This is a genomic window from Thalassovita sp. (assembly GCF_965218685.1).
Lineage (GTDB): Bacteria > Pseudomonadota > Alphaproteobacteria > Rhodobacterales > Rhodobacteraceae > Thalassobius.
Map to the genome: position 1 here is coordinate 148,076 of NZ_OZ244657.1, position 13,416 is coordinate 161,491.

Consider the following 13,416-nt stretch of genomic DNA (forward strand, 5'->3'; position numbering starts at 1 on the left):
CAGGTGGCGGGCCGGCTCAGTGACTGAAATCACCGGCATGTCTCATATTCAACTGATAACTCACCGGGTCCGTGTCCGAGGGCGCGTTCAAAGTAAACCTTGGGCTATCATCGGTGAAATCATGCATGTGAACAGTGACGCAGTCGTCGTCCAACCGCACAACCCCATATGCCGGAGCTTCAAGGTTGCCCGCGATTTCGGTTTGCCCCGGACGCAGATCCAAAGCGACCTGATGGTTCAGCCCTCGCATGCAAGAGAAGCTGATCCCACGCCAATTGCCAAAAAGCGCCCGATGCAAATGGCCGAAAAACAGGTGACGAACGCGGTGCGCATGGGGGGCAAGTATCGCGTAAAATTCCTCGGCATCTTGCATCATGATCTGGTCCATGGCGCTGAGACCCACCGCAAAGGGCGGGTGATGCATGAACAAAAGCAGCGGCCCGTCCGTTAGCGAAAGCTGAGAGTTGAGCCAGTCGCGCCGGGCCGCGCAAAAGCGGCCTGCATGGGTGCCGGGGCTTCTGGTGTCCAGACAGATCACCCTGCCCTGATCTGTGTCGAATGCGTATTGCACAAACCCGTTTTCATCGCGTGGGGCATTCGGGAAATACCGGGCAAAAGCTTCGGTATCATCGTGGTTTCCGACCATAAGATGCACCGGCATGGCAAGCCGCATGATTTGCGTACGGAAAGCGGCATAAGCCTCGGCGTCGCCCCAATGGGTCATGTCCCCGGTCAGCACAACAAAGGCGGAGTCGGCGTGTTCCGCGTTGATGCTGTCCACCGCGCGGGCCAGGCGACGGGCAGGATTGGCGCCATACAGCAGCCGATCCCCACCAATCACATGGGTATCTGTCAGATGGATGAACTTCATTCCGCGGCCGCGCTGGGTTTGGCCCAGTCCTCCCAGGCGGTCCCTGCCGTCATGATCGGGCCGTCCCATGCAAAGGGGATCTGGTGGATCGTGGTGTCACCGTCTTCGATCAGCAGCACGAAATAGGCTGGCTGCATCGGGGCGCTTTTCAACAAATCTGGCTCGGACAGATCGGGCAGAGACTGGTTCCCAGTCGAGGGAACGCTGGCAAAGGGAATGCCGGCAAACCGCCCGTGGATGGGGGCATGGACATGGCCGAAATGGATATAGTCGATGCGGTCCGCGTATGCTTCAAGAAGGTCCATGAAGGGGGCACGGTCTTCGGGGACCAGGGCAATCTTGTCCTCGGCGGGCAGACCCAAAGGCATCGGGTTGTGGTGCAGGAAAATACGGGCGCGGTCGGCGGCAGCCAGTTCAGCCTTCAGCCAGGCGCGGCGCGCTGTGCAGAAATGGCCGGCATGCGTCTTGTGACCGACGCTATCCAGATAGAGCATCCGCGTGCCATCGACAGTTTCGGCGTGATTGACAAAACCATTGGCGTCCGTGGGATGATCGGGAAAAACCTCTTGGAACATGGCGCGGTCATCGTGGTTTCCGATCATCAATCGCACCGGGACCAAGACACCCGCCAGCGCTGTTTTCAACGCCTCATAGGCCTGTCTTTCACCCCAATGCGCCAGATCGCCGGTGATGACGATACGCGCGGCGTCCGGGTGGTTTGCCGCCACATCGGCAAGGGCAAGTTTCAGCCGTTCATGCGGATTCAGTCCGCCCATCGGCTCGCCGGGAACAGTCAGATGAATGTCGGAAATATGGATGATTTTCATAACGCGTCCTGGAGGAAAAGGGTCCGGCCACCCAAAGCGGTTGGGTGGCCGGGATGGGCGAGTTAGCCGTTGGGCAGCAGGTCCGAGACTTCCTCGACCAGCTCTTGCTGCAGCTCTTTCATGTCGGTGGCGTCGCCGGTGACAATCCGTTCGATCCCGTCATAGATCACCTGCGTGATCGCCAGACCGTTGTCACCCGGATAGGCCAGCCAGTCGCGCAGCAGGGGCAGCTGATCAACAGCAGTCTGCTTGTTGGGGTTCTGCTGGTAGAAATCGGCCAGGATCACCTCGTTCGCGGCTTTGTTGGGGGGCATGTAGCCGGTGGTTTTCGCCACTTCGGCCGCGCCTTCACCGCTGGTGATGTACTTCAGCCAAGTCCATGCGGCCGCTTGCACCTTGGGGTCATCCGAGGTCGAGGTCAGCAACGCGGCGTTGCCACCTGCGGGCAGGCCCTTGGGGGTTTCGCCCATGCCGGGGAACGGGCCGGTAACCAGCTCGAAGTCGCCCTTCGAACGCTCAACCGCGCCCAGCGCCGAGGTCGACCAGAACATCATGCCGATCTCACCGGCCGAGAAGGACGACAGCGCGGCCTTCCACTCCAGGTTCTGCATGTCGCATTTGGTGAAGATTTCCTGCATCTGCTCCAGCGCGGCCAAAGCTTCAGGGCTGTCCAGGGTGACCTGGCCGTTTTCGACGATGGCTTTGTCCTGGCTCCACATCAGGGCCTGCATGAACCAGTTGCCGGTGATGTTCCAACCCCAGAAAATCGGGTTGTCCACACCGTTGGCCTTCATGGTCTCACAGGCGCCGATCACTTCGTCCCATGTGGTGGGCAGTTTTTCAATGCCGCCAGCCTTCAGGACGTCCATGTTATAATAACCAACGGGCAGCGAAACCGAGAACGGAAGCCCATGCACGTCACCGCCGAAGGTGGACAGCGACAGCATGGCGTCGTGATAACCATCCTTGGCGAAATCGGCTTCTTTTGCGATGAACGGCTCCAGCGATTTGGCGATGCCCTTGTCCACCAGCATCTGCTGGCGGTTCAGGCCTTGCATGGTGACGTCGGGCAGATCACCCGAGACGGCCTCGCGCAGGATGGTGTTGGTGCCGTCCTCGTAGGATTCATAGGTGGCGCGGAACTTCACTTCGATGTTCGGGTGCGCCTCTTTGAAGGCGGGCATCATCGCCTCGTAGGTCACATCGAACAGATGCGAGTACGGATAGGCGAACTCAATTGTGACTTTGTCTTCGGCGAAAGCTGCGGTGGCGCTAAGGGCCAAAGCAATTGCAGTGGTGGCGAATTTCATGGATGATATCCTCTCTTGCCGGGTCGTGGAGCGCGTGTTTGCAGACAGGTGGCTCCGGGGTTTATCCCTGTGGGGATCTGGTTTCGGGGGTGCCTTGCCGGGCGCCCCCTTTTTTCATTTCATGCCGCTTAGCGTTATCCCTTCGATGAAACGCTTCTGCGCCAGCAGGAAAGCGACGATCAGTGGTGTGACGATGACCGTCGCAGTGGCCATCATCGGGCCAAAGAAACTGCCGTCGGCATCGCCTTTGAATTCGCGCAAGCCCAGCGGCGGGGTGAACAGATCGCGGTTCCCCGAGATGACGATGCGGGGCCAGAAGTAATCGTTCCAATGGGCGACCACGCTGAAGATCGCAAAGGCCATCAGCGCCGGGATCGCGGTGGGCAACATGACGCGCCAGACGATGGCAAGCTCGGACATGCCATCCATGCGGGCGGCGTCGATCAGATCATCGGGCACGGTCATAAAGAACTGTCGCATCAGGAAAATCCCGAAAACACTGATCGTCCAGGGCACCACCAGCGCAGCATAGGAATTCGTCAGCCCCAACTTGGCCAGCATGATATAGAGCGGCAGCGCAATGGCATGAACGGGGATCAGCAGGCAGAACAGGACCAGGCCAAAGACGGCCTCGCGGCCCCAGAACTTCAGTTTGGACAGGGCATAAGCTGCGGGCAGCGCCACCACCACCTGGATCAGGAAAATCGAGCCCGTCACGATGATGCCGTTCAGCAGATAGCGCAGCAGGGGCGCCTCGGTGAAAGCCTTGGTATAGTTAAAGACCACCGGGCGCATGGCGCAATCAGCCTTTGCCTCGGCGACCAGAGCGTCCCGGATATCAGCATCGGTTTGGCCGGGGAACCGATCAGCGGCGGTGGTGATATCATCGCGGCTGGGATCACGCAGTTTCACACAGCGTTCGTCCACCATCATTTCCTGACGGCCGAAAAAGCCCCCCTCGCCCCGGTCAATCTCGCCGGGGGATTTGAACGAATAGCTGACCATCATGTAGAACGGAGCGATCACGACGATCGCGCCCAGGATCAGGATCAGATGTTTCCACCAGTCGCGGGTCATCCGTAATGCACCTTTCGTTCCACCAGCCAGCGCTGGATCAGGGTCAGAACCATGACGAAGACCAGAAACAGCATGGTGATCGCCGAGCCGATGCCGATCAGATTTTGCTGTATGCCCTTCTCAAAAATCGCGAACATCATCACGTAGGTTGATTTGTTGGGGCCTCCGCCTTGAGGCCAGAAGGCCTCGATCGTGTCGAAGACCTGAAAGGCGCGGATGCAGCTGATGGTGACGACGAAAACTGTCGTCGGGCCAAGGGCTGGCCAGGTCACCAGGCGGAAATGATCCCAGCCGGACTTGGCGCCATCCATTTCGGCGGCATGGTACAGCTCTCGGTGCACGCCTGTCAGGCCGGCCAGGTACAGCACCATGTTGAACCCAAAGCCCTGCCAGATCCCGATAAAGGAAATCACCCAGATCGCATAGCGCTTGTCCCCCAGCCAGACCGGGAACCGATCCGCGCAGCCATTGGCCAGGAAGGGAATGATTTCCAACGGTGTACCGCAGGTCATTTCCAGCGTGCGGTTCACCATGCCGATGGTGGGATGCAGCATGAACTCCCACGCGATGGACATGGCCAAAAGCGTCGCCATGACCGGCAGGAAATAGATCGTCTTGTAAAGCTCGCGAAACCGGCAAAGCGAATTGATCAGCAGCGCCGCCCCCAGCCCCAGTCCGACCGAAATAGGCACCACAGTCACCACATAGGTAAACGTGGCCACGAACATTTTCTCATAGGTCGAGCGGGTGAACAGCCGTTCATAGTTTCCCGTACCGACCCAATCGAACCCGCTGTTGCCAAGGGAATAATTGGTAAAGGACAGGATCCCCGCGATCAAAACCGGCACCAAAAGGATCACCACCATCAGGATCAGGGCCGGAGCCGCCAACGACCAGGCCGCACGTCTTTCCTGCGTTGCCGCGCTGGGGGCGGGTTTGGACTTTGGGGCCGAGGAAGGCTCAATGACAGCCATATCAGGCGACCTCTTGTGCTGAGGTTTGCGTCAACGCCTCGACGCTGCGCACACGTTGCCCGCTGCCGTCAAAAACAAGGGCCTTTTCAGCGTCGAACCCGATCCCGACCGGTGTCCCAAGTCTGAAAGCGTCGCGCTGAGACGCCTCGGCACGCATCACGAGACGGCTCTCCAAACCCGGAACATCGACTTGGGCAAAAAGTTCAGCGCCCAGGTTTTCGGTGTGGGCCACGGTTCCGCGGAAAACTGGCTTGTCTGCAGACAGGAACAGCGCCTCGGGGCGCAGGCCCAGGGACACGGCCCCCTCGATCCGGCTTGCTGTGCGCAGGTCCAGCACCTGATCGAAAAAGCCAAGCCGTCCGTCTGCAGCCAGGGTAACCGGCAGAATGTTGATCTTAGGGGAGCCGATGAACTCGGCCACTTCGATCGTGTCAGGGTCTTCATAGACCACGTCGGGGCTGTCGCATTGCAAAATGCGCCCCCCCATCATCACCGCAATCCGATCGGACATGGTCATGGCTTCGACTTGATCGTGGGTCACATAGATGAAAGTCGCGCTTAGACGGCGGTGCAATTGCGCGATCTCGGCGCGGGTCTGAACGCGCAGCTTGGCATCAAGGTTCGACAGCGGTTCATCCAATAAGAAAGCCTCTGGATTGCGCACCAGAGCGCGACCAAGCGCGACCCGCTGGCGTTGCCCCCCCGAAAGCTGGCCGGGCTTGCGATCCAGAAGATGGCCAATCTCCAGCATCCCGGCAGCATGGTCGATCTGTTGACCGATCTCAGCGGCCAGACCGCGCGCCCCGGGCATGAACCGACCGATCAGCGGCAAGCGCTGCAGATTGTTCATCCGGCGCATTTTCAGCGGTACAGCGATGTTTTCAGCAACGCTGAGATGCGGATACAGAGCGTAAGACTGGAACACCATCGAAAGGTTGCGGTCTGCGGCCCGACGTCCGGTGACCGGCTGACCACCGATATGAATGGCGCCGCTGCTTGGCTCTTCCAGCCCGGCAATGATCCTTAGCAGTGTGGACTTGCCGCAACCTGATGGCCCTACAAGGGACAGAAATTCGCCATCGGCAATCTCCAGCGATACGCCCTTAAGAACATCGGTCTCGCCAAAGCTTTTTGAGATGCTCTCGATCTTCAGCCCAGCCATCTGATTCCTCCATCTGACAGGGCTGGTGTAAGCAGGCGAACCTGCAGTTTTGTGACGTCATATTAGTGAGACTAATGGCCATTAAGGTTTCAGGCGCAAAGGGGGCATCATGCGCGCCAATCATCACCGCTTCGTTGCCTTCGCCTATGTCGTGCGCGAGGGTAGTTTTTCAGCCGCTGCTACCCGGCTTGGGATCACGCAATCGGCTGTCACTCAGCATGTGGCAAAGCTTGAAAAACAGGTCGGATCGCAGTTGCTGTTGCGCAGCCGCGAAGGCGTGGAACTGACCCGCACCGGACAGGAATTCTATGATCTGGCCGATCGGTTGGTGGCATTGGACGCCGCGATCACCGAACGGCTGGAGGGGTTCGAGGCGATGGCGCGCGGTCATATCAAGATCATCGCCAACGCCCCCCTGCCCGCCCTGCGCGCGATCAGCCAGTTCCGCCAGGCCTATCCTGATGTCGAAATAGATTTCGCCCTTCATGCATGGACAACGGCCACGCGACTGTTACGAGAAAGGCGGGCCGATGTCGGCTTGATTACCGATCCGCCCATTGCGGATGACTGGGTGCGGGTGCCGGTCCAGCAGGCGCGATACGTGGCCTATTTGCCCTCTGGCGCGCCCCTTGCCAGCCGAGAGATCCTTTGTTTCAAGGATCTGGCGCTGGAAACGATCATCTTGCCAGAGACCGGTTCATTGACGGAACGCGTGGTGCGCCAGGCACTGGACAAACACGGCATTCAACTGCAGCGCACCATCAAGATGACAACCTTTCCCTTGATGTGCGAGGCCGTTCTGCAGGGGGCCGGGATCGCAATCTTCCTTGGAAACAGCGGGTTGATCTCGCGTGGTCTGGTCGAAATTCCCATCGCAGAGTTGTCGCAGGTGCATGAAACCGCGGTGGTCGCCCCAAAGGACCGCGCGCGTTTGCGATTGGTCAAAGCCTTCATCGAGATCGCGTCATCGTCGGATTTTCGTTAGCTACTGTGGGCTCCTCTTCTGATTCTGGCGGGCTGAGTTGTTATAAATTTTTCGAACATACAAAAGTTCTGCAATATTTTTTCTCATATAACCTCCATTTTTCGCAGTAATTCAGAACTATTCCCTTCCTGCATCGGAAATACTTCTGGCATTGAAAACAGGAGGTGGAAATGATCGTTGGCGTTCCAAAGGAAATCAAGAATCACGAATATCGGGTCGGACTGACCCCTGAAAGCGCACGCGAATTCGTTGCGCGTGGTCATCAGGTGCTGGTCGAGAAAAATGCCGGTCTTGGTATCGGTGCCGACGATGCGGCCTATGTCGAGGCCGGGGCGGCTGTCGTGGACAGCGCCGAAGAGGTTTTCGCCAAAGCTGACATGATCGTCAAGGTTAAGGAACCTCAGGCGGTCGAGCGGGCCATGCTCCGCGAGGATCAGATCCTTTACACCTACTTGCACCTGGCCCCCGACCCCGAGCAGACCAAGGATCTGGTCAACTCCGGCGCCACCTGTATCGCTTATGAAACCGTGACGGATGCCAGCGGCGGCTTGCCCTTGCTGAAACCCATGAGCCAGGTCGCAGGCAGGATGTCGGTGCAGGCCGGTGCCAGCGCGCTGGAAAAAGCGCATGGCGGCCGCGGCGTGCTGTTGGGCGGCGTGCCCGGTGTGGTCCCCGGCAAGGTCGCCGTGATTGGCGGCGGTGTTGTCGGCTTTAACGCGGCGCAGATGGCCGTTGGGCTGGGTGCCGACGTGACCATTCTGGACCGCAACCCCGAGGTTCTGGAAAAGCTGGGCATGTACTTTGAATCCCGTGCCAAAACCCGCTTTTCCAACCAGGCCAACCTGGCGGAATGCGTGGCCGAAGCAGATCTGGTGATTGGCGCGGTTCTGATCCCGGGCGCCGCCGCACCCAAGCTGGTGACCCGCGACATGCTGGGCACAATGAAGCCGGGCGCAGTCATGGCCGATGTCGCGATCGATCAGGGCGGATGTTTCGAAACCTCGAAAGCCACCACTCACGCCGATCCGACCTTTACTGTGGACGGCATCGTGCACTACTGCGTCGCCAACATGCCCGGTGGGGTTGCCCGTACCTCGACCTACGCCCTAAACAACGTGACGCTGCCGCATGCGCTGCGCATCGCTGACAAGGGTTGGAAACAAGCGCTTGCCAGCGACCGGCATCTGGCCAACGGCCTGAATGTCTGGAGCGGCAAGATCACCTACGAAGCGGTTGCCGAAGACCTGGGCTATAACTACGTGCCCATCGACAACGCTCTGGCTGCCTAAGCTCATTACCCCGACCGGCCCCAGACCGGTCGGGGATTTTTGCTTAGTACACGTTGTAGCCCTGAAACTCTTTGACAGACCCCAAGCTGAGAAGCGTCTTGAGTTGTGTCACCGATGGCAGTTGAGAAAGGACACGGCGGTAAACATCTTCATATGCGCCGGTATCGGTCGTTGCGACGCGCAACAGATAGTCGAAATCGCCTGAAATCAGGTGGCATTCGACGATCTCGGGCGTTCGCTTCACGGCGGCCTCAAATTCACCAATGACGTTTTGCCGCTGCGATTCCAGCTTTGCCTCGATAAATACCTGAAACTCCAGGCCGATCGCCTTGCGATCTACCTGCGCGGCGTAACCTGTGATAACCCCGCGCTCTTCCAGCAGCCTCACCCGTCGATGACAGGCCGAAAGCGACAAACCAACGCTTTCAGACAGGTTCGCCATGGAAATATTACCCTCGTGCTGAAGACGAGAGACAATGCGGCGATCAAACTCATCCATGGAATTTTTCCCTGTTTACCACAAAATTCTGGCAAATTTTCTCGACCTTGGGGGTCTTGTCAAGAAAACAAAGAACTATTCCAATCCATTGGGTGCGATAATTTGGAAGCCTGAATAGGCTAAATGAAACAAGGGAGGGAAAAATGTCCCAGAAATTTGTCGTTGGATACGACGGGAGCGCTGTCAGTAAGCGCGCCGTCGAGTTCGCCATCGATCGTGCCAATGCACAAGGTGGTGAAGTCGTCATCGCGCATGTGTTGGAATGGTCGCCGTTCTCGTTCTTGACGCCAACCGAGTTGGAAGAGCGCCACAAACGCCGCCAACAAGAGCTGGAGCGCGCCGAGGCCTCATTGATCGGTCCGATCGTCGAGGAATTGTCGGGGCGCGGTGTCACGGTCACCTCGATTGTAAACTACGGTCACATCGCAGACACGCTGTGCAAAATCGCGGGTGACGTCGCGGCGACACAGCTGGTCGTCGGTCGCACCGGTCACAACACTGCAAGTGTACGGATCTTCGGCTCTGTCGCTGGATCGTTGGCGCAATCGTCGCCGGTCCCCTGCACCATCGTTCCCTAGATCCTGCAAAGGAGCATTCAATGTCTAATGTCATGAAACGCGCGGCACTGGCCGGCGCGACCGCGGTGCTTTCCGCGCAATCTGCGGCTGCCGCATCGATCGACGAGGTTGTTAACCAGGCTTTTGCCAGTTCCACCGGTTGGTTCGTCAGCTTTATCTTCAGCCCCTTCCCAGGCACGTCCTTTCCCTGGATCGTCGCCTGGCTGGTGATCGCGGCGGTGGTGTTCTCTGCCTATTTCGCGCTGGTTCAGTTCCGCGCATTCCCGCACTCGATCGCGTTGGTTCGCGGCGATTATTCCGACCCCAATGACGCCGGCGAAGTCAGCCACTTCCAGGCGCTTGCCACGGCCCTTTCTGGAACCGTGGGTCTGGGCAACATCGCCGGTGTCGCCGTTGCGGTCAGCATTGGTGGGCCCGGTGCCACGTTCTGGATGATCCTGGCGGGTCTTTTGGGCATGGCCACCAAGTTCGCCGAGTGTACGCTGGGCGTGAAGTATCGCAATGAATACGAAGATGGCCGGGTGTCCGGCGGTCCGATGTATTACCTGACCAAGGGTTTTGCCGAGCGTGGCCTGCCCGGTGGCAAGGTACTGGCGATCCTGTTCTCGATCTTCTGTATCCTGGGCGCACTGGGTGGCGGCAACATGTTCCAGGCCAACCAGGCACACCAGCAGATCGCGAACATCACCGGCGATTACCCTGGCTGGATCACCGGTCTGGTGTTTGCCGGCGCGGTCTTTGCCGTGATCGTAGGCGGGATCAAATCCATCGCCCGCGTGACCGAAAAGGTCGTTCCCATCATGGGGATCATGTATGTGACCGCGGCGCTGATCATCATCGCCATGAACGCTGACATGATCGGCTGGGCCATCGGCCAGATCTTTGCCGGAGCCTTTACCGGGCTTGGTGTTGCCGGCGGCGTTGTCGGAGCCCTGATCCAGGGGTTCAAGCGGGCCGCGTTCTCGAACGAGGCCGGCGTCGGCTCGGCGGCGATCGCACACGCTGCGGTGCGCACGAAAGAGCCGATCACCGAGGGCTTTGTTTCGTTGCTGGAACCGTTCATCGACACGGTCGTGATCTGCACCATGACTGCACTGGTAATCATCATCACCGGTCAGCTGACCATCGATCCGTCCACCGGCAACTACATTGTCGAAGGCGGCAAGATCGTCACTGCAAACGGCTCGTCGGGCGTCGCTCTGACCTCTGACGCTTTCGCCAGCGCGTTCAGCTGGTTCCCGTATGTGCTGGCCCTGGCGGTTATCCTGTTTGCCTTCTCGACAATGATCTCGTGGAGCTACTACGGCCTGAAAGCCTGGACCTATCTGTTTGGTGAGGGCAAGACGACCGAGCTGACCTTCAAGATCATCTTCTGCGTCTTCGTGGTCATCGGCGCCGCTGCAAGCCTGGGGCCCGTCATCGACTTCTCTGATGCTGCGATCTTTGCCATGGCGGTGGTCAACATCATCGGTCTCTATGCGCTCATGCCGATCGTGAAACGCGAATTGGAAAGCTATCGCGCCAAACTGGCGTCCGGCGAAATCCGCAAATTCTCGTAAACAAAGTTCAGGCCGGATCGAGCGGTCCGGCCTGAACAACCAACACTGAGAGAAAGTCATTTGGCTTGGTTGTGAACCTCAGTGCGTCCCAACTCTGACAGCATTTTTGTCAATCAAATGTCTGCTATGCGGGACGAAGTTAGCTTTTGCTGCAATGGGGCTCTGTTGCACAAATCAGCTGACTGCCAGACTTCCCCTTTCCCCGAATGGATTTATCCCCTGGCATCCGTGACAGGTGTGCCGAGAGCGGTGAAACGGTTGAGAACCGCAATGCGAACCTGGAGTTCGGCAACCTGGCGGTCGAAGTCCCGTGCCAAGAGGCGTTGGCCCAGCAGTTTGACGCAGTGCATCTTCGTTTCGACGCGACTTCGGCGGTGGTATCCACTCCATCGTCGCTGATCCTCCCCCACTGAAGAGGTCCGCCCCTATAGTTAGGAAACGGAGGATCAGGTATGGGAATCAAACGACACAAGCCGGAAGAGATTGTCACGAAGTTACGGCAGGTTGAGGTGCTTTGCGGCCAAGGGATGCCGCGCGTAGATGCCATCCGACAAGTGCAGATAACAGAACAGACCTTCTATCGCTGGCGTAAGCAACGAGCCTTTGTCCGCCATTGGTCCGAGGACAATGGTGAGTGCGATATGCGCGTGTCTCAACTTCAGATCAGGATGCCAGCCTGCAACGTGACGCCCTGAAGGCGGCGGGCTGCGAACAGATCACCGTCGATTAGGTGTCGGGCGCAGCCAAGAAACGGCCAAAGCTCGACAAGCTGGTGAAGTCGCTGAACGAATGCGATGTGCTGACGGTCTGGCGGCTCGATAGGGATAGGGCGGTCGCTTTCGCACTTGCTGACCTTCGCGCTGCATTTGCTGGAACGCGGTATCGGCTTCCAATCCCTGCACGAAACCATCGGCACCACCTCAGCCAATGGCAAGTTGAGTTTCCATGTCTTCGCCGCGCTGATCCAGTTTGAGCGCGATTTGCTGATCGAACGGTAATCCCCCCGAAAGTTGGGGGGATTGCTCAGGTGTTTGATGTCAGCACCAATGGGACAGTTTAGGGTGATTTGATAAGAGAGGGTTTCTGGCACATCGTAACCACCGAGGAGTGGAGATGAGACAGAAACCCGGAACACGTAAGAGCCACGGCGAGAAAGTCGTCAAGGACATCCGCCGAGCCACCCGCAAGCAGTATTCAGCGGAAGAGAAGATCAGGATCGTGCTGGACGGCCTGAAGGGCGAAGACAGCATTGCCGCGCTGTGTCGGCGAGAGGGCATAGCGCAGAGCTTGTATTACAGCTGGTCCAAGGAGTTCCTCGAAGCTGGGAAGAAGCGTCTGGCGGGCGACACGGCGCGTGCAGCGACGTCGAGCGAGGTCAAAGATCTGCGCCGTGAGGCACGCGATCTGAAGGAAGTGGTTGCCGAACAGGCCCAGGAACTACGCCTTCTCAAAAAAAGCATGCTCGGGGATGGGGCGACGACGAATGAGGTATCCCGCATCCGAGAAGCTGGAGATCATCCGGCTGGTTGAGCGGTCGCATCTATCGACCACGCGACCGAACCAGCTCTGGCAGACAGACTTCACATATCTGAAGGTCATGGGCTGGGGCTGGTTCTACCTCAGCACCATCCTCGACGACTACAGCCGTTACATCATCACCTGGAAGCTCTGCACGACGATGAAGGCCGGCGACGTGAACGGCACGCTGGATCTGGCGCTGCAAGCCTCCGGTTGCGATAGGGCAACGGTCCTGCACAAGCCACGGCTGCTATCGGACAATGGCGCCAGTTACATCTCCGCCGAACTGACCGAATGGCTGGAAGACCAGCAGATGGACCATGTGCGCGGCGCACCTTATCACCCGCAGACCCAGGGCAAGATCGAGCGCTGGCACCAGACGCTTAAGAACCGCATCCTACTGGAAAACTACTACCTGCCTGGCGATCTCAGACAGCAGATCGACGCCTTTGTCGATCATTACAACCATCGGCGCTACCACGAGAGCCTGCAAAACCTCACGCCGGCCGACGTCTACTTCGGGCGCGGCCAGACCATTCTGAAACAGCGAGAAAGGATCAAACGAAAGACCATCGAAACCCGGCGCTTGCTTCACCGCGAATCCGCCGCATAATCAGACAAACCAGATGAGCCAGGCCCTCGCTTAGCTCAGGCAGTCATCTGTCCCAAAATCCCTGACGACGGACACTGTCTGACGTCAGCGCTTATGGGGCCAAATAGGGCAATTTGATAAGAGAGTGTTTCTGGCTCATCGTCACCACTGAGGA

13 protein-coding genes and 3 pseudogenes are annotated in these 13,416 nt (G+C 58.5%); 8 read left to right on the plus strand and 8 right to left on the minus strand.

What is annotated here, in order from left to right; genetic code table 11:
* Positions 1-16 precede the first annotated feature (16 nt).
* From ACOQOQ_RS00795 to ACOQOQ_RS00820, 6 genes are all read right to left on the minus strand, one after another.
* Entirely contained in the window at positions 17-871 is an 855-nt protein-coding gene (locus tag ACOQOQ_RS00795) for a phosphodiesterase (RefSeq protein WP_420568266.1), read from the minus strand.
* Positions 868-1,698 (minus strand): metallophosphoesterase, encoded by an 831-nt coding sequence (locus ACOQOQ_RS00800; RefSeq protein WP_420568267.1) that lies wholly within the window; start codon positions 1,696-1,698, stop codon positions 868-870. Before ACOQOQ_RS00800 ends, ACOQOQ_RS00795 begins: the two co-directional genes overlap by 4 nt.
* A gap of 62 nt (positions 1,699-1,760) precedes the next feature.
* Entirely contained in the window at positions 1,761-3,008 is a 1,248-nt protein-coding gene (locus ACOQOQ_RS00805) for an ABC transporter substrate-binding protein (protein ID WP_420568268.1), read from the minus strand.
* 114 nt (positions 3,009-3,122) lie between these two features.
* Positions 3,123-4,085, minus strand: coding sequence for a carbohydrate ABC transporter permease (locus tag ACOQOQ_RS00810; protein ID WP_420568269.1), 963 nt, complete (start codon positions 4,083-4,085; stop codon positions 3,123-3,125).
* Positions 4,082-5,059: a carbohydrate ABC transporter permease gene (locus ACOQOQ_RS00815; protein ID WP_420568270.1), complete on the minus strand. Its 978-nt coding sequence runs from the start codon at positions 5,057-5,059 to the stop codon at positions 4,082-4,084. Before ACOQOQ_RS00815 ends, ACOQOQ_RS00810 begins: the two co-directional genes overlap by 4 nt.
* A gap of 1 nt (position 5,060) precedes the next feature.
* The gene (locus tag ACOQOQ_RS00820; protein ID WP_420568271.1) at positions 5,061-6,221 is read right to left on the minus strand and encodes an ABC transporter ATP-binding protein; all 1,161 of its coding nucleotides are present in this window, start codon (positions 6,219-6,221) and stop codon (positions 5,061-5,063) included.
* A 109-nt stretch (positions 6,222-6,330) separates the two neighbouring features.
* Here ACOQOQ_RS00820 and ACOQOQ_RS00825 point away from each other — a divergent pair, with 109 nt between their 5' ends.
* Together ACOQOQ_RS00825 and ald are read left to right on the plus strand one after the other, a co-directional pair.
* The gene (locus tag ACOQOQ_RS00825; protein WP_420568272.1) at positions 6,331-7,206 is read left to right on the plus strand and encodes a LysR family transcriptional regulator; all 876 of its coding nucleotides are present in this window, start codon (positions 6,331-6,333) and stop codon (positions 7,204-7,206) included.
* 170 nt (positions 7,207-7,376) lie between these two features.
* Positions 7,377-8,495, plus strand: a complete 1,119-nt coding sequence (ald, locus tag ACOQOQ_RS00830) for an alanine dehydrogenase (RefSeq protein ID WP_420568273.1) — start codon at positions 7,377-7,379, stop codon at positions 8,493-8,495.
* 43 nt (positions 8,496-8,538) lie between these two features.
* Here ald and ACOQOQ_RS00835 read toward each other — a convergent pair whose 3' ends face one another.
* On the minus strand, positions 8,539-8,994 hold the full coding sequence (locus tag ACOQOQ_RS00835; RefSeq protein ID WP_420568274.1) for an Lrp/AsnC family transcriptional regulator: 456 nt from the start codon (positions 8,992-8,994) through the stop codon (positions 8,539-8,541).
* A gap of 143 nt (positions 8,995-9,137) precedes the next feature.
* Between ACOQOQ_RS00835 and ACOQOQ_RS00840 the strand changes: the two genes are divergently transcribed.
* Together ACOQOQ_RS00840 and ACOQOQ_RS00845 are read left to right on the plus strand one after the other, a co-directional pair.
* Positions 9,138-9,572 carry a universal stress protein gene (locus ACOQOQ_RS00840; protein WP_420568275.1) on the plus strand — a complete coding sequence of 145 codons (435 nt, stop codon included), beginning with the start codon at positions 9,138-9,140 and terminating at the stop codon, positions 9,570-9,572.
* A gap of 20 nt (positions 9,573-9,592) precedes the next feature.
* Positions 9,593-11,131, plus strand: a complete 1,539-nt coding sequence (locus tag ACOQOQ_RS00845) for an alanine/glycine:cation symporter family protein (protein ID WP_420568276.1) — start codon at positions 9,593-9,595, stop codon at positions 11,129-11,131.
* 212 nt (positions 11,132-11,343) lie between these two features.
* On the opposite strand, the pseudogene ACOQOQ_RS00850 reads toward ACOQOQ_RS00845, so the two are convergent.
* Positions 11,344-11,526: pseudogene (locus tag ACOQOQ_RS00850) on the minus strand (IS5/IS1182 family transposase); the annotation flags it as partial.
* A 57-nt stretch (positions 11,527-11,583) separates the two neighbouring features.
* Here ACOQOQ_RS00850 and ACOQOQ_RS00855 point away from each other — a divergent pair.
* From ACOQOQ_RS00855 to ACOQOQ_RS00870, 4 genes and pseudogenes are all read left to right on the plus strand, one after another.
* Positions 11,584-11,727: pseudogene (locus ACOQOQ_RS00855) on the plus strand (IS3 family transposase); the annotation flags it as partial.
* A 38-nt stretch (positions 11,728-11,765) separates the two neighbouring features.
* On the plus strand, positions 11,766-11,861 hold the full coding sequence (locus ACOQOQ_RS00860; RefSeq protein ID WP_420568277.1) for a recombinase family protein: 96 nt from the start codon (positions 11,766-11,768) through the stop codon (positions 11,859-11,861).
* Positions 11,862-11,976: 115 nt separating this feature from the next.
* Positions 11,977-12,129 carry a recombinase family protein gene (locus ACOQOQ_RS00865; protein ID WP_420568278.1) on the plus strand — a complete coding sequence of 51 codons (153 nt, stop codon included), beginning with the start codon at positions 11,977-11,979 and terminating at the stop codon, positions 12,127-12,129.
* A gap of 115 nt (positions 12,130-12,244) precedes the next feature.
* Positions 12,245-13,262: pseudogene (locus ACOQOQ_RS00870) on the plus strand (IS3 family transposase).
* Positions 13,263-13,416 lie beyond the last annotated feature (154 nt).